Consider the following 18,512-nt stretch of genomic DNA (forward strand, 5'->3'; position numbering starts at 1 on the left):
GCCCGTCAGTCCCGGGGTGGCTCGACGAAGGTGCGCGTCACCCAGTGCGCGACGCCGAAGGTGAGCGCGCAGATCAACGGCACGACCACGACCATGGAGCGGTCCAGCAGGTGGTCGACGAGCACGAGCAGGGCGATCACGACCGCGAGGCCGAGGCCGAGGAAGCTGGTGCTCGCCGGATCGGGCACGCGCAGCAGCCTCAGCAGCAGCCAGCCCACCAGCACCAGGACGACGAGGATCAGGCCGAGCATGGGGTAGCCGACGTCCCCGCACGACGAGGTGCCCTGGACGCGCTCGCAGGAGCGCAGCGAGGCCCACGTCAGGCCGACGATGCCCAGGCCGACCACGAGGCCGGTGAGCACGGCGGCGGCCATGCCACCGGGCTCGCGCTCCCGTCGTGCCTTGCGGCGGGGCTCGGGCTCCGGGGCGGGCTCGATCCCCGGGTACGGCTCCGGCCTCGGATCGTCGACGACGACCGGCCGGGTCTCCTCGACGGGCGGCACCGGGACCGGCTCCGGCGCGGGTGCTGGTTCCGCGGGTGGACGCTTGCGCCGCCGCAGGCTGAGCTTCGGCAGCTCCAGCGACGGCTGGTCCTTATCGGGGTCCGCCATGTCCGGCAGTCTCCCACGGAGGACGCCTCCGGAAACGGGACAGGGCCCGGGTCCGCGATGCGGATCCGGGCCCTGCACATGGTCGGGCTGACAGGATTTGAACCTGCGGCCTCCTCGTCCCGAACGAGGCGCGCTACCAAGCTGCGCCACAGCCCGATCGGCTCACCGGAGCGAGCCGGGGGCAACCATACCCGAGCACGTCCGGCCTCCTGAAATCGGTTCAGCCCGTGGCGTCGACGAGTGTCAGGAGGGTCGCCTCGGGGCGACACGCGACGCGGATCCGGGCGTACGGGCTGGTGCCGAGCCCGGCCGACACGTGCAGCCACGAGGAGCCGGCGTCGCCGGGCCGCGACGCCGCCGGGTGCCGGTGCAGGCCCTTCGCGCGCGCCGGCTCGAGGTCGCAGTTCGTGGTCAGCGCGCCGATGCGCGGCAGGCACACCTGGCCGCCGTGGGTGTGCCCGGCCAGCACCGCGTCGTACCCGTCGGCGGCGAACCGGTCCAGCACCCGCACGTACGGCGCGTGCGCGATCCCGAGGCGGACGTCGGCGTCCGGGTCGGCCGGTCCCGCGACGTCCTCGAGGCGGTCGTAGCCGAGGTGCGGGTCGTCCACGCCCGCGAACGCGATCCGCAGGCCGCGGACCTCGAGCGTCGTGCGGGTGTTGGTGAGGTCGGTCCAGCCGGCGTCGGTGAAGGCGCTGCGCAGCTCGCGCCAGGGGAGCTGGGGGACGTCGGTGTGCCGCCTGCCGTCGTCGGGCAGCAGGTACCGCGCCGGGTTGCGCAACGTCGGGGAGTAGTAGTCGTTCGAGCCGAGGACGAAGGCGCCGGGTGCCTGGAGCAGCTCGCCGAGCGACTCCACCACCACCGGCACCGCGTCCCGGTGGGCGAGGTTGTCGCCGGTGTCCACGACCAGGTCCGGGCGCAGCCCGGCCAGGTCCCGGAGCCATGCCTGCTTGCGCCGCTGCCCGGGGGTCATGTGCACGTCGCTGAGGTGCAGCACCCGCAGCGACGGACTGCCCGCCGGCAGCACCGGCACGGTCACCCGGCGCAGCGTGTAGGCGCGTGACTCGGCCGCGGCGTACGCCGTCAGGCCGGCACCGGCGACGAGGCCGCCGAGGGCGATGCGACGGGCGACGGCCAGGGAGCTCACCCGGGCAAGGCTAGGTCACCGGGCACAATGGCGGTCATGAGCGAGCGAAGCGAGCGAGTCATCCAGCAGGGCGGGACCTGTGCCTCAGGCGCGCACGAAGCGAAGCGAGTACGCGCATGAGTGCGCTCAAGGACCGACTCCGCGCCGACCTCACTGCCGCCATCAAGTCCCGCGACGAGGTCCGCTCCTCGACGATCCGGATGGTGCTGACCGCGATCACGAACGCCGAGGTCGCCGGCAAGGAGGCTCGCGAGCTCACCGACGACGACATCATCGGCGTGCTCTCGACCGAGGCGAAGAAGCGCCGGGAGGCGGCGACCGCGTTCGCCGACGGCGGCCGCGCCGAGATGGCCGAGAAGGAGACCGCCGAGGCCGGGGTGATCGCCGACTACCTGCCCGCGCAGCTGAGCGAGCAGGAGATCGCCGACCTCGTCACCTCCGCGATCGCCCAGACCGGCGCGGCCGGTGAGGGCATGAAGGCGATGGGCAAGGTGATGGGGATGATCCAGCCCCAGACCAAGGGCCGGGCCGACGGTGGCGCGGTCGCCGCGGAGGTACGCCGCCAGCTGGGCTGATCAGTGGCGGTGGCCGCCGCCGTTCCCGCCGCCGTTCCCGTGGCCGCCCCCGTTGCCGCCGCCGTTGCCGCCGCCCTGGTCACCGCCACCACCGCCACCACCGCTGTGCGTGGGCGGCGGCGGGACTCCGGTCGACTCGTAGACGGTGACGACCGAGCCGGACGGCGCCGAGGAGCCGCCGGCCGGTGAGGTGTAGGCGACGGTGCCGGCCGGGTTGCTCGACGCGGCGGTGCCCGCGTCGATCGGCGTGAATCCGGCGTTCTTGAGGGCGCTCAGGGCCTCGGACATGGTCATCCCGGAGACCGACGGCACCGTGGTCGGCACGCCCTGGACCGCGGTGAGGTCCGGCGGTGTGAAGTCCTGGTAGTCGAGGTTGTCGTCGACGACGTGCATCGCCTGGGCCCACATCGGGCCCGCGAAGCCGGAGCCGGACACCTCGTAGATGTAGTTGCCGTGGATGGTCTGGCCGGCCAGCTCGATCGGCTTCTGGCCGTCCTTGCTCGCGCCGGCGATCATCGCGGCGGTCGCGATCTGGGGCGTGTAGCCGACGAACCACACGGACTTGCCGTCCTGGGTCGTGCCGGTCTTGCCGGCGGACGGGACGGAGAGGTTCGTGCCACCGAGGTCGTAGCCGAAGCCACCCGGCTCCTGGACGCCGCGCAGCACGTCGTTGACCGCGTCGGCGGTCGCCGGCGGCAGCGCCTGGGTGCAGTGGCCGTCGTACGTCTGGAGCTCGGTGCCGGCCGAGTCGTCGATCGAGGTGACCGGGTGGGAGTCGCAGTGCAGGCCGCGGGCGGCGAACGTCGCGTACGCCTCGGCCATCTCCAGCGGGCTGGCGTTGGCGATGCCGAGGGTGAACGTCGGCACGCGCTCGGCGCCGTACCCGTGCGAGTCGCCCTTCGGGTCGGTCAGCTCGACGCCGAGCTTCTTGGCGATCTCGAAGGGCTTGCACACGCCGGTGACCCGCTCGAGCATCGCGTAGAACGTGTTCACCGATTCGCGGGTGCCGCGGTAGATGTCCATCGGGCCCGAGGAGGTCGACGTCGACACGTGCCACTCGCCGGCGAAGGAAGGCTGGCCGGGACAGTTCTGGAACTCGTCCTGCGGGATGGTCATCGTGATCGGCGCGTTGAAGGTGGTGCTCAGGGGCACGCCCTGGTTCACCGCTGCCGCGAGCACGAACGGCTTGAACGTCGACCCCGCCTGGAAGCCCGCGGAGTCGCCGTACTTCGTGGGGACGGTGTAGTTCAGGAACGTCTCGCCGGCCTTCTCGTCGCGACCCATCGGGCGGGACTGGGCGAGCGCCTCGACCTTGCCGGTGCCGGGCTCGACCATCGCCATCGCGCCGACGGCCTGGTCCTCCTTGGCGACGTGGTCCCGCACGGCGTTGTCCGCCGCGACCTGGTCGTCCATGTTCAACGTGGTGTGGATGACGAGGCCGCCGGACTTGAGCAGCTTCTTGCGCTCCTCGACGGTCTTCCCCAGGCTCGGGTCGGCGAGCAGCCAGTTCACGGCGTAGTCGCAGAAGAACGGCGCCCGGGAGTTGAGGCACCCGTTCTTGGCCGGCTGCACGTGGAGACCGAGGTCCATCTTCTTGGTCTTCTCGGCCTTGGCGTGGCTGATGACGTTCAGCTCCGCCATCCGGTCGAGGACGACGTTGCGGCGCTCGAGCGCGGCGTCCGGCGAGTTCGTCGGGTCGTAGCCGGTGGGGTTCTTCACCAAGCCGGCGAGCATCGCCGACTGGCGCAGGTCGAGGTTCTTCGCGTTGACATTGAAGTAGTGGCGCGCCGCCGACTGGACGCCGTACGTGCCGTCGCCGAAGTAGGCGATGTTGAGGTAGCGCTCCAGGATCCAGTCCTTGGAGTAGTGCTGCTCGAACGCGATCGCGTAGCGGAGCTCGCGGAGCTTGCGGGCGTAGGTGTCGTCGGTCGCGGCCTTCTGCTCGGCCTTGGTGTTGGCCTGCGTCAGCAGCGTCATCTTCACCATCTGCTGGGTGATCGAGGAGCCACCCTGGACGACCCCGCTGTTGGCCTGGTTGGTGATCAGCGCGCGCAGCGTGCCCTTCAGGTCCAGGGCACCGTGCTGGTAGAAGCGGTAGTCCTCGATCGCGACGATCGACTTGACCATGGTCCGCGAGATCTGGTCCAGCGAGACGTTGACCCGGTTCTCGTCGTACAGCGTCGCGATGGTGTCGCCGTCCGCGTCCAGGATCTTGGTCTTCTGCGGCAGCGGGTCGGTCTCGAGCGACGCGGGCAGGTTGTCCATGGTGTCGGCCACCTGCCGGGCACCGATGCCCAGCACCCCGGCGAACGGGATGGCCAGACCGGCGACGACGACGCCCATGACGGCGGCGACGGCGACCATCACCCCGAGATGGGAGGCGATACGGCCGGCGGTCAGACGGTCGCTGGACGGCTCGGACATGGCGCCAAGGGTACGGGAGCGCCCACACCCCTACCTATTCCTAGCACAAGGTAACTAGTCAATTCGGACTATGCGGATTGGGCCGGATGTGTCTGCCCCGATGCTGAACAATTCCTTAACTTCTTTACCGAGGGGATTCATCCCGGGTAGACGTCATGGGGACGCCGCCTATCTCGGACTGATGTGGGGACATCACATGTGGGTTGAAGATTGGGCGCCTGCGGCCGCGTGCCGCGAGTCGCAGCCGGACCAGCTGTTCGTGCGTGGAGCCGAGCAGAACAAGGCCAAGCAGCTGTGCTCGGGTTGTCCCGTGCGCACCGAGTGCCTGGCCGAGGCTCTCGACAACCAGATCGAGTGGGGGGTGTGGGGCGGCATGACGGAGCGGGAGCGGCGTGCGCTCCTGCGCCGCCGCCCGGGCGCCTCCTGGCGCACGGTGCTCGAGACGGCGCGCGAGCAGGGCGCGGTCAGCGGCAAGACCGTCGCCGTCTGACCGCTCTCACGCCCCGGCGAGGAGCTGACCGATCCGGCGCAGGCCGGCCAGGTCGTGCACGTCGCCGGCCAGCGCGGGAACGACCGCCGTGGGCACCTCCGGGTGCGCCGCGGCGAACCGCTCGCGGAGGAGGGCCTCGCGCTCGACCATGCGGGTCTGGTCGGCGTGCAGCCGGAGCAGGCCGGCGGTCAGCGACCCCGGCTCGCGCTTGCGCAGCCGGGCCGACGCGGCCATCGCCTCGTCGGCCGAGAGCGTGCCCTGGGGGATCGGGCTGGCCCGGTTGACGATGAGTCCGGCGAGCGGCATCCGGTCCTCGCCGAGCCGCTCCACGAAGTACGCCGCCTCGCGGAGCGCGTCCGGCTCGGGCGCGGCCACGACGAGGAACGCCGTGCCGTCGGCCTGGAGCAGCTCGAAGGTCTTCTGCGCACGCTGCCGGAACCCGCCGAACAGCGTGTCGAACGCCGCGACGAACGTCTGCATGTCCCGGAGCACCTGGGCGCCGAGCACCTTGTTGAGCGCACCGGTGATCAGCCCGAAGCCCGCCGACATCATCCGCGCCGGCCCCTTCGCGGGCGCCAGCAGCAGCCGGATGAACCGCCCGTCGAGGAAGCTCGAGAGCCGCTCCGGTGCGTCCAGGAAGTCCAGGGCCGACCGCGACGGCGGCGTGTCCACCACGATCAGGTCGTAGCTCCCGTCGGCCTGCGCGTCGGCGTGGATCTGGCCGAGCTTCTCCATCGCCATGTACTCCTGCGTGCCCGCGAACGAGCTCGACAACGCGATGTAGAAGGGGTTCTCGAGGATCTGCTTCGCCTTCTCCGGGGTGGCCTGGCTCTCGACCACCTCGTCGAAGGTGCGCTTCATGTCGAGCATCATCGCGTCGAGGCCGCCACCCTGGCGGTTGCCCTTCGCGTTCGTGCGCAGCCCGTCGACCGGACGGGGGGTGTTGTCGAGGCGCTCGATGCCCATCGACTGCGCGAGCCGGCGTGCCGGGTCGATCGTGAGCACGACGACCTTGCGGCCGCGCTCGGCGGCGCGCAGCGCCAGCGCGGCGGACGTGGTGGTCTTGCCGACGCCGCCCGAGCCGCAGCACACGATGATCCCGGTGCCGCGGTCGTCGAGGAGCGCATCGACGTCGAGGTCGGGGACGGGACCGGGGCTGGTCGCGAGCGGGCCGAAGCGGGGGCGGGACCTCTTCTGCTGGGTGCTCATGCGAGTCCCTGCTTCTTCAGGTCGGCCGCCAGCTCATAGAGCCCGCCGAGGTCGACGCCGCCGGCCAGCCGGGGCAGCTCGTACGTCGGTCGACCGAGCTGGGCCACGACGGCGCGCTGGGCGTCCTCGAGCGCCCGCCGCTCGGCGTGGTCGTGGGCCTCGGCGAGCAGCCCGTCGACGAGCCCGTCGGCGACGTCCACGCCGGCCTCCTCGAGGTCCGTCGCGACCCGGCTCGCGTCCAGCGTGCCGTCGCGGGCGGCCTCGAGGTCGGCAGGCGAGATGTCACGCGGACGCACCAGGTTGACGATGACGGCGCCGACCGGCAGCCCGGCCCGGGTGAGCTCGGCGATGCCGTCGGCGGTCTCCTGCACGGGCATCTCCTCGAGCACGGTCACCAGGTGCACGACGGTGCGCGGGGAGCGGAACAGCGTCATCACGGTGTCCGCCTGGCTGCGGATCGGGCCGACCTTGGCGAGCCCGGCGAGCTCGTCGTTCACGTTGAGGAAGCGGGTGATCCGGCCGGTGGGAGGTGCGTCCAGCACCACGGCGTCGTAGCTGATGGCGCCCTTGTTGCGGCTGTTGCGCCGGACCGCCTCGAACACCTTGCCGGTCAGCAGCACGTCGCGTACGCCGGGGGCGATCGTGGTCGCGAACTCGATCACGCCGAACCGGTCCAGCGCCCGCCCGGCGCGACCGAGCTTGTAGTACATCGAGAGGTACTCCAGCAGGGCGGACTCCGGGTCGATGTGCAGCGCGTGCACGACCCCGGGCGGCGTCCCGTTGTGGCGGAGGCCGGTGGCGATCCGGCGCTCGGCGTACGGGAGCGGGTCGACGTCGAACATCCGCGCGATGCCCTGCCGTCCCTCCACCTCGCAGAGCAGCACCTGCTGGCCCTGGGAGGCCAGGCCCAGCGCGAGCGAGGCGGCGACCGTCGACTTGCCGGTCCCGCCCTTCCCGGTGACGACGTGCAGGCGCACGCGCGACCAGTCGGCGTCGGACGTCGGCGCAGCCATGCCCCGAGCCTAGGCGACGGCCGTGCGTCCTAGGATCACCCGCATGGACAAGGTGGTGACCTCGGCCACAGAGGCAGTGGCGGACATCCCGGACGGCGCGACGCTGTCGGTGGGCGGCTTCGGGCTCTGCGGCATCCCGTCGGTGTTGATCGACGCGCTGCTGCAGGCGGGTACGACGGACCTGGACGCGGTGTCGAACAACTGCGGTGTCGACGACTGGGGGCTGGGCCGGCTGCTGGGGGAGCGGCGGATCCGGCGGATGATCTCCTCCTACGTGGGGGAGAACAAGGAGTTCGCGCGGCAGTACCTCTCCGGCGAGCTGGAGGTGGAGCTGACCCCGCAGGGCACGCTGGCGGAGCGGATGCGCGCCGGCGGGTCGGGCATCCCGGCGTTCTTCACCGCGACCGGCGTCGGCACCCAGGTCGCCGACGGCGGGCTGCCGTGGCGGTACGACGATGCCGGCAACGTGGTCGTGTCGTCGCCGCCGAAGCAGACGCAGACCTTCGACACGGCCGAGGGTCCGAAGGAGTTCGTGCTCGAGCACGCGATCGTCGCGGACTTCGGGCTGGTGCGGGCGTGGAAGGGCGACCGGCACGGCAACCTCGTGTACCGGGACTCGGCGCGGAACTTCAATCCGCTCGCCGCGATGTGCGGGCGGGTCACGATCGCGGAGGTCGAGGAGCTGGTCGAGCCCGGTGAGCTGGACCCGAACCAGGTCCACACCCCGGGGGTGTTCGTGCAGCGCGTCGTGCCCCTGACCCCGGAGCAGGCCGCGGACAAGCGGATCGAGAAGAGGACTGTGAGGACCCGCGCATGAGCTGGTCGCGTGAGGAGATGGCCGCGCGGGCGGCGTCGGAGCTGTCGGACGGGTCGTACGTCAACCTCGGGATCGGACTGCCGACGCTGGTGCCGAATTACGTCGGTGACGACGTGGAGCTGGTGCTGCAGTCGGAGAACGGGATCCTGGGCGTGGGTGCCTATCCCTGGGAGGGGGAGGAGGACCCGGACCTGATCAATGCCGGCAAGGAGACCGTCACGCTGCGGCGTGGGGCGTCGTTCTTCGACTCCGCCACCAGCTTCGGGATGATCCGCGGCGGCAAGATCGACGCCGCGATCCTCGGCGCGATGCAGGTGAGCAGGGCCGGTGACATCGCGAACTGGATGATCCCAGGGAAGATGGTCAAGGGCATGGGCGGCGCGATGGACCTGGTCCACGGCGCCAAGCGGGTGATCGTGCTGATGGAGCACGTCGCCAAGGACGGCTCGCACAAGATCGTCGAGGAGTGCTCGCTGCCCTACACCGGCCGCGGCGTGGTGCAGCGGATCATCACCGACCTCTGCGTCATCGACGTCATCTCCGAGGGGTTGCGCCTCGTCGAGCTCGCGCCCGGGGTCACCGAGGACGAGGTCCGCGAGAAGACCGAGCCCGAGCTGGCCTGATGCGGATCGCGGTCGCGGGCGGCACCGGCGTCGTGGGGCACCACGCCGTCGAGGTGGCGCGCGAGCGCGGCCACGAGGTCGTCGTCCTGACCCGGTCGGCGGGAGCGGACCTGACCACCGGCGAGGGGGTCGCCGATCGGCTCGCCGGGGTCACCGCGGTCATCGACGCGACCAACGTCCGCTCGCAGCGGCGGGCCGCCGCGGAGGCGTTCTTCGCCGGCGTGACGCGCACCCTCCTCACGGCCGGACGGGACGCAGGAGTCGGCCACCACGTCGTGCTCTCGATCGTCGGGATCGACGACGTGGACAGTGGCTACTACGCCGGCAAGCGGCTCCAGGAGCGGGTCGCCGCCGAGGGCGGGGTGCCGTGGAGCGTGCTGCGGGCGACGCAGTTCCACGAGTTCGCCCAGCAGGCGCTCAGCTTCGCGCGGCTCGGCCGCTTCTCGCTGGTACCGCGGATGCTCAGCCAGCCCGTGGCGGCCCGCGAGGTGGGCGCGGCACTGGTCGACCTGGCGACGGGGGACGCTGTCGGCCGGGCGCCGGACCTCGCCGGGCCGGAGGTGCACCAGATGGTCGACCTCGCGCGCCGGGTGGCGGAGCGGGACGGGCGGCGCGTCGTACCCGTGCGGCTGCCCGGGAGGGCCGGCGCCGCGATGCGGTCCGGCGCGCTGCTGCCACGCGGGGACGGCCCGCGCGGCCGGATCACGTTCGACGAGTGGCTGGCATCGCGATGAGCGATGAGTTCGGCCGGGAGAAGGGGTCGGTGGGGACATGAGCATCATCGCGAGCATCACGGTCTCGGTCGACGGCTACGTGACCGGGCCGGACGACGGTCCCGAGCTCGGCCTCGGGCGTGGCGGGGAGCGCCTGCACTACTGGGTGATGGGTGGCCCCTGGACCTACGGCGGCGAGCACGACTTCGCCATGAGCGACGCCGACAAGGCGTACTACGAGCCGCTGGTCGCGCGACTCGGCGCGGGCATCGTGGGACGCGGGATGTACGACGCGGCCGGCGCCTGGGGCGGCGCGAACCCGTTCCCCGGCACCCTCGTCGTGCTGACCCACCGCATCGAGGACCAGCCTGACCCGGCCAACGGCTTCCACTTCGTCAACGGCCTCGACCACGCGCTGGAGGTCGCGCGGACCGACGCGGGCCACCGCGACGTGGCGATCGGCGGTGGCGCGGACCTCATCCGGCAGGCCCTGAGGGCGGGGGCCGTCGACGAGCTGGTGATCTCGACGGCGCCGGTGATCCTGGGCGCGGGCAAGCGGCTGTTCGACGGCTTCGAGGAGGACGTCGACCTGCGCATCCGCAGCGTGCACCCGTCGGAGTGGGCGGTGCACACGACCTACGACGTGCTCCGTCGACCGGACGGCTGACCCGTCCGGGCCGCCGTGACCACGGCGAGGACCGCGACCGCCGCAGCGAGCACGTAGACGGAGGCGAACGGGTCGATCCCGGCGGCCTTCGTGGTGGCGAAGACGACGCCCGACACCGAGAGCGCCAGCGCCCCGCCGAGCGAGTCCGCGATGGACAGGGCGGAGGAGTTGAAGCCCCGGTCCGAGTCCGACGACGCGGCGAGCATCGCCACGCCGGTGCGGGGATAGCCCAGCCCCATGCCGGCGCCGGCCACGACGTACGCCGCCATCGCGAGCGCCCAGGGGACGTGGATCCGGACGGCGAGCGCGAGGGCGACCGTGCCGACCAGCAGCAGCGCGCAGCCCCAGCGCATCACCGCGACGTCGGACACCCGGCTGCCGAGGCGGGACTGGACCTGGCTGGCCGCGGCCCAGGTGAGCCCGACCGCGGTGAGGGCGAGGCCGGCGATGCCCGGGGTGAGGCCCCACTGCTCCTGCAGGACGAAGACGATGTAGGCCTCGGCGGCGAAGAACGATGCGCTCATCAGGCCGCGGGTGCCGATCACCGAAGGCAGTCCGCGACGGGCCAGGAGCGAGCCGGCGGGCAGCAGCTTGCGCAGGGCCAGCAGCACGACGACCGCCGCGGGCGGGAAGACGCCGAGGGTGAGGACGGCGACGGCTCCCACGAGCGCCCACGCGAGACGGGACCGGGGCGCCGGCTCGCCGGCGGGCGGCGTGCCGACGCTGCGGAGGGCAGGTGCGACGAGCGCGGCGGCGCAGGCGGCCAGGGCGACGGCGCCGAGGAACACCCCAGCGCCAGCCGGCGGTGTGGGCGACGAACGCCGCGAGCGCAGGGCCGAACAGCGACGGCAGCACCCAGGCCGCGGCGAAGCTCGCGAAGATCGCCGGCTGGAGGACCCGCGGGAAGACCAGGCCCACCAGCACGTACAGGCCGACGGTCAGCGCGCCGCCGCCCAGGCCCTGGAGCACCCGGCCGGCGACCAGCACCTCCATCGACGGCGCGAGGCCGCAGACGACCAGCCCGAGGGCGAACAGCGCGAGCGACGCGACCAGCGGGACGGCGGGGCCGCGCCGGTCGCTCCAGGCGCCGGCCGTGACCATGCCGACCACACCGCTGGCCAGCGGCGCCGCGAACGACAGCGCGTACAGGCCGACCCCGTCCAGGTCGGCCGCGACGGTCGGCATCACGGTCGTCACGGCCGTCGCCTCGAACGCCACGAGTGCGCAGAGCGCGAACATGCCGACCGTCGTGACGGCGTACGCCGGCGAGAGCAGCCGCGGCCGGGCCGCGGCTGCTTCGGTGAGGGTCACGGATGGACGGTAGGACCTCAACCGCGGTCGAGGTCAACAGGATTCGCCCGCGACTGACCGTGGGTGGACCCCGGTCGGTCCACGAGTAGGGTGCCGAACATGACCAAGTGGGAGTACCTGACGGCGCCGATCCTGACGCACGCGGCCAAGCAGATCCTGGACAACTTCGGGGCGGACGGGTGGGAGCTGGTGCAGATCGCGCCGGGCATGAACCCGGAGAACCTGGTCGGCTACTTCAAGCGGCCGGTGCAGGCATGAGCGCCGTCGAGGACCGGCTCGCCGAGCTCGGGCTGATCGTGCCGGAGGTGCCCGCCCCGGTGGCGGCGTACGTCCCGGCCGTGGTGTCCGCCGACCTCGTGTTCACCTCGGGCCAGCTCCCGATGAAGAACGGCGAGCTGATGGTCACCGGGAAGGTCGGCGGCGAGGTCAGCGTGGAGGAGGCCGTCGCATGCGCCGAGCAGTGCGCGCTGAACGCCATCGCCGCGGTGAAGTCGATGATCGGTGACCTCGACCGGGTCGCGCAGGTCGTGAAGGTCGTCGCGTTCGTGGCGTCCACGCCGGACTTCACCGGGCAGCCCGGGGTCGCCAACGGCGCGTCCGAGCTGTTCGGCAAGGTCTTCGGCGATGCCGGCGTGCACGCGCGGTCGGCCGTCGGCGTACCCGTGCTGCCGCTGGACGCACCGGTCGAGGTCGAGATCGTCGTCCGCGTCGGCTCATGAGGATCCCGCTCCCGCCGGTCCAGCTGCCGGACCGGCTGGTCGCGGTCGCCCGTGAGTTCGAGGACGGGCGGCAGACGCCGGCGGAGCCGCGGAACGCCGCCACGGTGATCCTGATGCGCCCCTCGCCGGACGGGCCGGAGGTGTACTACCTGCGCCGCCAGGTCTCGATGGAGTTCGCCGGCGGCATGTGCGTCTACCCCGGCGGCGGTGTCGACCCGCGCGACTTCGACTCCACCGTGGCCTGGGCCGGTCCCGCTCCGGCCGAGTGGGCCGCAAGACTCGGGTGCGACGAGGAGACCGCGCGGGCGCTCGTGTGCGCCGCCGTACGCGAGACGTTCGAGGAGTCCGGCGTGTTGCTGGCCGGTACGTCGCCCACCGACGTCGTCGCCGACACGACCGGTGACGACTGGGAGGCGGACCGGGTCGCGCTGGAGTCGAGAGCCCTGTCGCTGACGGAGTTCCTGAACACGCGCGGCCTGGTGCTCCGCACCGACCTGCTGGGGGTGTGGGCCGCGTGGCTGACCCCGATCTTCGAGCCGAAGCGCTACCGCACCTGGTTCTTCGTCGCCTCGCTGCCCGTCGGGCAGGTGACCCGCGACGTGTCGACCGAGTCGTCGTCCGTGGCGTGGATCCCGGCGCGGGTCGCGGCCGACCAGGCCGACGCGGGCGACCTCGCGCTGATGCCCCCGACGTACCTGACGTCGATGGAGGTCGGTTCGCTCGGGTCGCCGGAGGAGGTGCTCGAGGTGGCGGCGTCGAGGTCGGTGGAGATGTTCACGCCGTCGGTCGAGCCGCTCGGCCCGGGCTGGACGCTGTCGATGCCGGACCGGCTGCGGCCGCTGGTCAGCGCGCGGCGCCGCGCATGACACCCTGGGGGGGCGGGGCGTACGGGTCCCGCGGGCGCTGCCTGCTCGCGCCGAACCCCGGCGTGATGACCCTGGACGGCACCAACACCTGGGTGCTGCAGGAGCCCGGCTCCTCGGCGTCCGTCGTGGTCGACCCGGGGCCGCTCGCGGACGGGCACCTCGACCGGCTCACTGCCGAGCTCGGTGACGTGGCGCTGGTGCTGCTGACGCACCACCACTTCGACCACGCCGAGGTGGCCGTGGAGTTCGCCCGCCGCAAGGGCTGCGCGGTGCGCGCGCTGGACCCGGGGTTGTGCGTGGACGCGCCGCCGCTCGTCGACGGCGAGGACCTGCTCGTCGACGGGCTGTCGCTGCGGGTGCTCACGACCCCTGGTCACACCGCCGACTCGGTCTCGCTGGTGCTGCCCGCCGACGGCGCGCTGCTGACCGGCGACATGGTGCTCGGCCGCGGGACGACCGTGGTCGCCCACCCCGACGGGCAGCTCGGCCCGTACTTCAGCTCGATCTCGCGGATGCGATCGCTGGTCCTCTCCGGGGAGGTGCGCACCCTCTGGCCCGCGCACGGCCCGGTCCTCGACGACGCCCTCGGGGTGCTCGACTTCTACCTCGCGCACCGTCGCGAGCGGCTCGCCCAGGTCGAGCGCGCGCTCGCCGAGCTGTCCGTCCCTCTCTCGCCCGGGCTCGCGGCGGACCCGACCCTGCCCCGGCGCGTGGTCGAGGTCGTGTACGCCGACGTCGACGAGTCGCTCTGGGGCGCCGCGGAGCTCTCCGTCCGCGCCCAGCTCGCCTACCTCGCCTCCCCTTGAGCCGGGGGTTCTGACGGTCGACTCGACCGTCAGAGGTCCCGACTCAACGGGCGCGACGGGCCAGGCGCTCGACGTCCATGATCACGACCGAGCGGGGCTCGAGGCGGAGCCAGCCGCGCGAGGCGAAGTCGGCGAGGGCCTTGTTCACGGTCTCGCGGGAGGCGCCGACCAGCTGGGCGAGCTCTTCCTGGGTGAGGTCGTGGTGCACGTGCACGCCGTCGTCCGCGGTGCGGCCGAACCGGTCGGCGAGGTCGAGCAGCGCCTTGGCGACCCGGCCGGGGACGTCGGAGAACACCAGGTCGGCGACCACGTCGTTGGCCTTGCGGAGCCGGCCGGCGAGCTGGGCGAGGAGACCGCGGGCCACGACCGGGCGGCCCTCGAGCCAGCGCAGCAGGTCCTCGTGGGAGAGCGACGCGAACGAGGCGTCCGTGACGGCCGTGACGGTCGCCGAGCGCGGGCCCGGGTCGAAGAGCGAGAGCTCGCCGAACATCTGGCCGGGGCCGAGGATGGCGAGCAGGTTCTCCCGGCCGTCGGAGGACGTGCGGCCGAGCTTCACCTTGCCGTCGAGCACGATGTAGAGCTTGTCGCCCGAGTCACCCTCGTGGAACAGCACCTCGCCGCGGCGCAGCTTCGTCTCCGCCATCGACGCGCGCAGCGCGGTCGCGGCCTCGTCGTCGAGCGCGCTGAACAGCGGGGCCTGGCGCAGTACGTCGTTGTCCACGAATCCTCCTGGTGCGTCGACCCGCGGCACACGGGTACGCCGCGAATCCTATCCAGTGGGAAACTTCACAGGAACCAGCCGGTCGGGCGGGTCGCCATCCGGCACCGAATCGGTCGTGTCGGCGCCTCGCCGTACGCTGGGGCGCGTGCCCGCCCCCGTCGCCGCCGAGACCCGTACCGGCCTCGTGCGTCGTGCCCGGAAGATCAACCGGATCCTGGGCGAGACCTACCCCGACGCCACGACCGAGCTGGACTTCGACGACCCCTTCCAGCTGCTCGTCGTCACCGTGCTGAGCGCGCAGACCACGGACAAGCGGGTGAACGCCGTGCGGCCGACGCTGTTCGCCGCCTACCCGGACGCGAAGGCGATGGCCGCGGCCGACCGCGCGACCCTCGAGGGCATCGTCGGGCCGCTCGGGTTCTTCCGCGCGAAGACCGAGTCGCTGCTCAAGCTGAGTGCCGCCCTCGTCGAGGACCACGACGGCCAGGTGCCCCCGCGCCTGGTGGACCTGGTCAAGCTCCCCGGCGTCGGCCGCAAGACCGCGAACGTCGTCCTCGGCAATGCCTTCGGCATCCCCGGCATCACCGTCGACACCCACTTCGGCCGGCTCGCCCGCCGGTTCGGCTGGACCGCGGAGACCGACCCGGTCAAGCTCGAGCACGCGGTCGGCGAGCTGTTCCCGAAGAAGGACTGGACGATGCTCAGCCACCACCTGGTCTGGCACGGCCGCCGCGTCTGCCACTCGCAGAAGCCCGCCTGCGGGGCGTGCCCGGTGGCCAGGCTCTGCCCCTCGTACGGCGAGGGCCCCACCGATCCCGTCGTCGCGGCCAAGCTGGTGAAGACCGAGGGCAGGGCATGAGGCGTCTCCTGCCGGCCGCGCTCGTCGCGGCCGTGCTGGTGCTGGCCGGATGCACCTCGGACGACGTCCCCGCGCCGGGGGCCGCGAAGATCGACGTCGACACCCCGCAGCTGCGCCAGCTGAAGGCCGACGCCGGGATCGAGCCGTGCACGCCCGGCACGGGCGACCCGGTCGACGGCGGGCTCCCCGAGGTCACGCTCCCGTGCCTCGGCGGTGGCGACGACGTCGAGTTGGCGACCCTTCGCGGGCCGCTGATCCTCAACATCTGGGGCGAGTGGTGCGGCCCCTGCCGCAAGGAGATGCCTGCGGTCGCGGACTTCTACCGGCGGTACGGCGACCAGGTGCCGGTCATCGGCATCGACTATCAGGACCGGCAGACCGGGCCGGCCATCGAGTTCGCGCAGCACGCCGGGGCCACCTACCCGCAGCTCGCCGACACCCAGGGTGCACTCCGCGCGCAACCACCCGTGCCGGCGCGCGTACCCGTTCCCGCGTTCCTGTTCGTGGACGCCGACGGGACCGCATCGCTGGTGACCGGCGGCATCGGCTCCGCCGACGAGCTGGTCGAGCTGGCGAACCAGCACCTCGGGACCGACCTGTGATCCCCGACTGGCTCGAGCCGGTCCGCGCGGGCGCGGCGGCGATCTCGGCCGACGACCTGACCCGGTTCACGCCGCCACCGGGGGGAGATGCCCGCGAGGGCGCCGTCCTCATGCTCTTCGGCCAGGGCCCGCGCGGTGGCGAGCTGCTGCTCACCGAGCGCGCGCACGACATGCGGTCGCACCCGGGGCAGGTCTCGTTCCCCGGCGGTTCGGTCGACCCGGGCGAGTCCGCGGTCGAGGCCGCGCTGCGCGAGGCGCAGGAGGAGATCGGGGTGGAACCCGTTTCGGTGGAGGTGTTCGGGCAGCTGCCCGAGCTGTGGCTGCCGCCGAGCAACTTCGCGGTGACCCCGGTCCTCGGCTGGTGGGCCGAGCCGGCGGCGGTGAGCATCGTGAGCCCCGCCGAGGTGCACGCGATCCACCACGTGCCGATCGAGGAGCTCCTCGACCCCGAGCACCGGGTGATGGTGCAACACCCGCGGATCGGCTACACGAGCCCCGGGTTCCTCATCGGCCCGGCCAACGACGTCATCCTGTGGGGGTTCACCGCGGGGATCATCGCCCGGTTGTTCGACTTCCTCGGGTGGACGCGCCCGTGGGACGAGACCCGGGTCCGCGATCTTCCGGCGTACATGCTGCAGGCTGACCCCCGACGGTCGCGTCTCCTGGACATCGAGGACGAGCCCGAGGACGACCCGGACCACGAGGAGGACGACGGGTGAACCTGCTCGACTGGCTCCTCATCGTGCTCGTCCTGGCGTACGCGCTCTCCGGCTACTGGCAGGGCTTCATCACCGGTGCGTTCGCGACGGGCGGCCTCCTGCTCGGTGGCCTGTTCGGCGTCTGGCTGGCGCCGGTCGCGCTCGGTGACGCGAACCCGTCGCTGATGGTGTCCCTCGGCGCCCTGTTCATCGTGATCCTGTCCGCCTCCCTGGGCCAGGCGACGCTGCAGTTCGCCGGCACCCGGATCCGCGACCGGATCACCTGGCAGCCCGCGCGCGCCCTCGACGCGATCGGCGGCGCCGCGTTGAGCGCGGTGGCGGTGCTGATCGTCGCCTGGGCGCTGGGTGTCGCGATCTCGGGCTCGCGGATCACCGGGATCACGCCGCTGGTGCGGAGCTCGGCGGTCCTCGGGGAGGTCGACGAGGTCCTGCCGGCCTCTGCGGGCAACGCGTTGCAGGCGTTCAACGACGTGGTCGGCACCAGCTTCTTCCCGCGCTACCTCGAGCCGTTCGCCCCGGAGCGGATCGTCGACGTCGGCCCCGGCCCGAGGCGACTGCTGAGCGACCCGGACGTCCAGCGCGCCGAGACCAGCGTGCTCAAGGTGCGCGGCACCAACGAGTGCGGCAGGGGCGTCGAGGGCTCCGGCTTCGTGTACGCCGCCAACCGGCTGATGACCAACGCACACGTGGTCGCCGGCATCGATGATCCCGAGGTGGTCGTCGGCGACAGCACGGTCGACGCGGAGGTCGTCTACTACAACCCCGACATCGACGTCGCGGTGCTCGCCTTCGACAGCGGTGACATCCCGCCCCTCGACCTGGACCACCACGCCGAGGCGCAGGACGGGGTGGCCATCCTCGGTTACCCCCAGGACGGCCCGTACCGCGTCGAGCCGGCCCGGATCCGGTCCGAGCAGCGGCTCCGCTCGCCGAACATCTACGGCGACGGCGCGGTGATCCGCGAGGTCTTCTCGCTGCGTGGCCGGATCCTGCCCGGCAACTCCGGCGGGCCGATCATCACGTCGGCCGGCGACGTCGCGGGCGTCGTGTTCGCCGCGTCGGTCACCGACCACGACACCGGCTACGCCCTCACGACCTCCCAGGTCGCCCAGGCGGCCGCGACCGGGCAGAGCAGCTCGGCCCAGGTCTCCACGGGCGACTGCGCCGGCTAGCGACCCGCGCGGCGAGGCCGGGTCAGCTCTCGCCTACGACTGGCCCTTGAGAGCCCTCGGGATCTCGCGGCCCTGGCCGATCGCGCGCTCGGGCGCCCTGACCTGCTTGACCTTCCGCACCCCGATGTAGCCCAGCAGCGCGGCGACCAGCATGTAGAAGCCGAACACGATCAGGAACGCCCAGTGCAGGTCGAGACCCTCGCCGTTCCAGTTGATGAAGTAGGCGATCGACACCGACAGCATGATGATCGCGAGGACGATCAGGAAGGCCGCGCCGGCGAAGAGGCCGATGCCCGTGCCGCCGGCCCGGACGCTGACCTTGAGCTCGGACTTCGCGAGCTGGATCTCCTTCTGGACCAGGGAGGAGATGTCCCTGGTGGCGTCGTGGACCAGCCGGCCGATGGTCGGATCGGGCTCCTGGACCTGGTTGCTCGCCATGCGCGTCACC

General features: G+C 72.3%; 22 protein-coding genes, 1 tRNA gene and 1 pseudogene. 14 read left to right on the top strand and 10 right to left on the bottom strand.

The features are described from left to right. Positions 1–5: 5 nt before the first annotated feature. The 3 genes from N538_RS0119390 to N538_RS0119400 form a co-directional block, all read right to left on the bottom strand. Positions 6–611 carry a hypothetical protein gene (locus N538_RS0119390; RefSeq protein WP_028638675.1) on the bottom strand — a complete coding sequence of 202 codons (606 nt, stop codon included), beginning with the start codon at positions 609–611 and terminating at the stop codon, positions 6–8. 79 nt (positions 612–690) lie between these two features. Further along, positions 691–767 (bottom strand) — tRNA-Pro (locus tag N538_RS0119395). 64 nt (positions 768–831) lie between these two features. Then, the gene (locus tag N538_RS0119400; RefSeq protein WP_036571334.1) at positions 832–1,758 is read right to left on the bottom strand and encodes a metallophosphoesterase; all 927 of its coding nucleotides are present in this window, start codon (positions 1,756–1,758) and stop codon (positions 832–834) included. A gap of 116 nt (positions 1,759–1,874) precedes the next feature. On the opposite strand from N538_RS0119400, the gene N538_RS0119405 reads away from it, so the two are divergent. Beyond that, positions 1,875–2,333, top strand: coding sequence for a GatB/YqeY domain-containing protein (locus N538_RS0119405; protein WP_028638677.1), 459 nt, complete (start codon positions 1,875–1,877; stop codon positions 2,331–2,333). Here N538_RS0119405 and N538_RS0119410 read toward each other — a convergent pair whose 3' ends face one another. Continuing rightward, positions 2,334–4,757: a penicillin-binding protein gene (locus tag N538_RS0119410; RefSeq protein WP_028638678.1), complete on the bottom strand. Its 2,424-nt coding sequence runs from the start codon at positions 4,755–4,757 to the stop codon at positions 2,334–2,336. Positions 4,758–4,953: 196 nt separating this feature from the next. Here N538_RS0119410 and N538_RS28110 point away from each other — a divergent pair, with 196 nt between their 5' ends. Then, on the top strand, positions 4,954–5,247 hold the full coding sequence (locus N538_RS28110) for a WhiB family transcriptional regulator (protein ID WP_028638679.1): 294 nt from the start codon (positions 4,954–4,956) through the stop codon (positions 5,245–5,247). A gap of 6 nt (positions 5,248–5,253) precedes the next feature. On the opposite strand, the gene N538_RS0119420 is transcribed toward N538_RS28110, so the two are convergent. Continuing rightward, entirely contained in the window at positions 5,254–6,456 is a 1,203-nt protein-coding gene (locus N538_RS0119420; RefSeq protein WP_028638680.1) for an ArsA family ATPase, read from the bottom strand. Beyond that, positions 6,453–7,469 (bottom strand): ArsA family ATPase, encoded by a 1,017-nt coding sequence (locus N538_RS0119425; RefSeq protein WP_051549453.1) that lies wholly within the window; start codon positions 7,467–7,469, stop codon positions 6,453–6,455. Before N538_RS0119425 ends, N538_RS0119420 begins: the two co-directional genes overlap by 4 nt. A 43-nt stretch (positions 7,470–7,512) precedes the next feature. Here N538_RS0119425 and N538_RS0119430 point away from each other — a divergent pair, with 43 nt between their 5' ends. The 4 genes from N538_RS0119430 to N538_RS0119445 are packed head-to-tail and all read left to right on the top strand — an operon-like array spanning position 7,513 to position 10,289. After that, on the top strand, positions 7,513–8,286 hold the full coding sequence (locus tag N538_RS0119430; protein ID WP_028638682.1) for a CoA transferase subunit A: 774 nt from the start codon (positions 7,513–7,515) through the stop codon (positions 8,284–8,286). After that, the gene (locus tag N538_RS0119435; protein ID WP_028638683.1) at positions 8,283–8,909 is read left to right on the top strand and encodes a CoA transferase subunit B; all 627 of its coding nucleotides are present in this window, start codon (positions 8,283–8,285) and stop codon (positions 8,907–8,909) included. Before N538_RS0119430 ends, N538_RS0119435 begins: the two co-directional genes overlap by 4 nt. Further along, positions 8,909–9,643, top strand: a complete 735-nt coding sequence (locus N538_RS0119440) for an SDR family oxidoreductase (RefSeq protein ID WP_028638684.1) — start codon at positions 8,909–8,911, stop codon at positions 9,641–9,643. Before N538_RS0119435 ends, N538_RS0119440 begins: the two co-directional genes overlap by 1 nt. A 37-nt stretch (positions 9,644–9,680) precedes the next feature. After that, a complete protein-coding gene (locus N538_RS0119445) occupies positions 9,681–10,289 on the top strand; it encodes a dihydrofolate reductase family protein (protein WP_028638685.1) in 609 nt (202 codons plus the stop codon). On the opposite strand, the gene N538_RS29130 is transcribed toward N538_RS0119445, so the two are convergent. Further along, complete coding sequence (locus tag N538_RS29130; protein WP_197025404.1) at positions 10,259–11,077, bottom strand: MFS transporter; 819 nt, start codon at positions 11,075–11,077, stop codon at positions 10,259–10,261. The genes N538_RS0119445 and N538_RS29130 overlap by 31 nt on opposite strands. A 52-nt stretch (positions 11,078–11,129) precedes the next feature. After that, positions 11,130–11,528: pseudogene (locus N538_RS29735) on the bottom strand (MFS transporter); the annotation flags it as partial. Between the two features lie 171 nt (positions 11,529–11,699). On the opposite strand from N538_RS29735, the gene N538_RS28665 reads away from it, so the two are divergent. Genes N538_RS28665 through N538_RS0119470 form a run of 4 tightly spaced genes read left to right on the top strand, consistent with a single transcriptional unit; the run spans position 11,700 to position 13,991 of the window. Continuing rightward, positions 11,700–11,858: a DUF4177 domain-containing protein gene (locus tag N538_RS28665; RefSeq protein ID WP_155992272.1), complete on the top strand. Its 159-nt coding sequence runs from the start codon at positions 11,700–11,702 to the stop codon at positions 11,856–11,858. Then, on the top strand, positions 11,855–12,319 hold the full coding sequence (locus N538_RS0119460; protein ID WP_028638686.1) for a RidA family protein: 465 nt from the start codon (positions 11,855–11,857) through the stop codon (positions 12,317–12,319). The genes N538_RS28665 and N538_RS0119460 overlap by 4 nt, the downstream gene beginning before the upstream one ends. Next, positions 12,316–13,185, top strand: a complete 870-nt coding sequence (locus N538_RS26330; protein WP_051549454.1) for an NUDIX hydrolase — start codon at positions 12,316–12,318, stop codon at positions 13,183–13,185. Before N538_RS0119460 ends, N538_RS26330 begins: the two co-directional genes overlap by 4 nt. Beyond that, entirely contained in the window at positions 13,182–13,991 is an 810-nt protein-coding gene (locus N538_RS0119470) for an MBL fold metallo-hydrolase (RefSeq protein WP_028638687.1), read from the top strand. The genes N538_RS26330 and N538_RS0119470 overlap by 4 nt, the downstream gene beginning before the upstream one ends. Before the next feature lie 43 nt (positions 13,992–14,034). On the opposite strand, the gene N538_RS0119475 is transcribed toward N538_RS0119470, so the two are convergent. Further along, positions 14,035–14,712 (bottom strand): Crp/Fnr family transcriptional regulator, encoded by a 678-nt coding sequence (locus tag N538_RS0119475; RefSeq protein WP_028638688.1) that lies wholly within the window; start codon positions 14,710–14,712, stop codon positions 14,035–14,037. Between the two features lie 145 nt (positions 14,713–14,857). Here N538_RS0119475 and nth point away from each other — a divergent pair, with 145 nt between their 5' ends. The 4 genes from nth to N538_RS0119495 are packed head-to-tail and all read left to right on the top strand — an operon-like array spanning position 14,858 to position 18,064. Further along, the gene (gene nth, locus N538_RS0119480; protein WP_028638689.1) at positions 14,858–15,571 is read left to right on the top strand and encodes an endonuclease III; all 714 of its coding nucleotides are present in this window, start codon (positions 14,858–14,860) and stop codon (positions 15,569–15,571) included. After that, positions 15,568–16,173, top strand: coding sequence for a TlpA disulfide reductase family protein (locus N538_RS26335; RefSeq protein ID WP_051549456.1), 606 nt, complete (start codon positions 15,568–15,570; stop codon positions 16,171–16,173). Before nth ends, N538_RS26335 begins: the two co-directional genes overlap by 4 nt. Beyond that, a complete protein-coding gene (locus N538_RS26340; protein WP_036571336.1) occupies positions 16,170–16,892 on the top strand; it encodes an NUDIX hydrolase in 723 nt (240 codons plus the stop codon). Before N538_RS26335 ends, N538_RS26340 begins: the two co-directional genes overlap by 4 nt. Continuing rightward, positions 16,889–18,064 (top strand): MarP family serine protease, encoded by a 1,176-nt coding sequence (locus N538_RS0119495; protein ID WP_028638690.1) that lies wholly within the window; start codon positions 16,889–16,891, stop codon positions 18,062–18,064. Before N538_RS26340 ends, N538_RS0119495 begins: the two co-directional genes overlap by 4 nt. 33 nt (positions 18,065–18,097) lie before the next feature. On the opposite strand, the gene N538_RS0119500 is transcribed toward N538_RS0119495, so the two are convergent. Then, positions 18,098–18,502: a phage holin family protein gene (locus N538_RS0119500; RefSeq protein WP_028638691.1), complete on the bottom strand. Its 405-nt coding sequence runs from the start codon at positions 18,500–18,502 to the stop codon at positions 18,098–18,100. Between the last annotated feature and the right edge of the window lie 10 nt (positions 18,503–18,512).

Source organism: Nocardioides sp. URHA0032, assembly GCF_000620645.1.
Classification (GTDB): Bacteria; Actinomycetota; Actinomycetes; order Propionibacteriales; family Nocardioidaceae; genus Nocardioides.

Coding starts and splice junctions, on each gene's coding strand:
- N538_RS0119390 (WP_028638675.1), bottom strand. CDS start 611: ATGGCGGACCCCGATAAGGACCAGCCGTCGCTGGAGCTGCCGAAGCTC.
- N538_RS0119405 (WP_028638677.1), top strand. CDS start 1,875: ATGAGTGCGCTCAAGGACCGACTCCGCGCCGACCTCACTGCCGCCATC.
- N538_RS0119410 (WP_028638678.1), bottom strand. CDS start 4,757: ATGTCCGAGCCGTCCAGCGACCGTCTGACCGCCGGCCGTATCGCCTCC.
- N538_RS28110 (WP_028638679.1), top strand. CDS start 4,954: ATGTGGGTTGAAGATTGGGCGCCTGCGGCCGCGTGCCGCGAGTCGCAG.
- N538_RS0119420 (WP_028638680.1), bottom strand. CDS start 6,456: ATGAGCACCCAGCAGAAGAGGTCCCGCCCCCGCTTCGGCCCGCTCGCG.
- N538_RS0119425 (WP_051549453.1), bottom strand. CDS start 7,469: ATGGCTGCGCCGACGTCCGACGCCGACTGGTCGCGCGTGCGCCTGCAC.
- N538_RS0119430 (WP_028638682.1), top strand. CDS start 7,513: ATGGACAAGGTGGTGACCTCGGCCACAGAGGCAGTGGCGGACATCCCG.
- N538_RS0119435 (WP_028638683.1), top strand. CDS start 8,283: ATGAGCTGGTCGCGTGAGGAGATGGCCGCGCGGGCGGCGTCGGAGCTG.
- N538_RS0119440 (WP_028638684.1), top strand. CDS start 8,909: ATGCGGATCGCGGTCGCGGGCGGCACCGGCGTCGTGGGGCACCACGCC.
- N538_RS0119445 (WP_028638685.1), top strand. CDS start 9,681: ATGAGCATCATCGCGAGCATCACGGTCTCGGTCGACGGCTACGTGACC.
- N538_RS28665 (WP_155992272.1), top strand. CDS start 11,700: ATGACCAAGTGGGAGTACCTGACGGCGCCGATCCTGACGCACGCGGCC.
- N538_RS0119460 (WP_028638686.1), top strand. CDS start 11,855: ATGAGCGCCGTCGAGGACCGGCTCGCCGAGCTCGGGCTGATCGTGCCG.
- N538_RS26330 (WP_051549454.1), top strand. CDS start 12,316: ATGAGGATCCCGCTCCCGCCGGTCCAGCTGCCGGACCGGCTGGTCGCG.
- N538_RS0119470 (WP_028638687.1), top strand. CDS start 13,182: ATGACACCCTGGGGGGGCGGGGCGTACGGGTCCCGCGGGCGCTGCCTG.
- N538_RS26335 (WP_051549456.1), top strand. CDS start 15,568: ATGAGGCGTCTCCTGCCGGCCGCGCTCGTCGCGGCCGTGCTGGTGCTG.
- N538_RS0119500 (WP_028638691.1), bottom strand. CDS start 18,502: ATGGCGAGCAACCAGGTCCAGGAGCCCGATCCGACCATCGGCCGGCTG.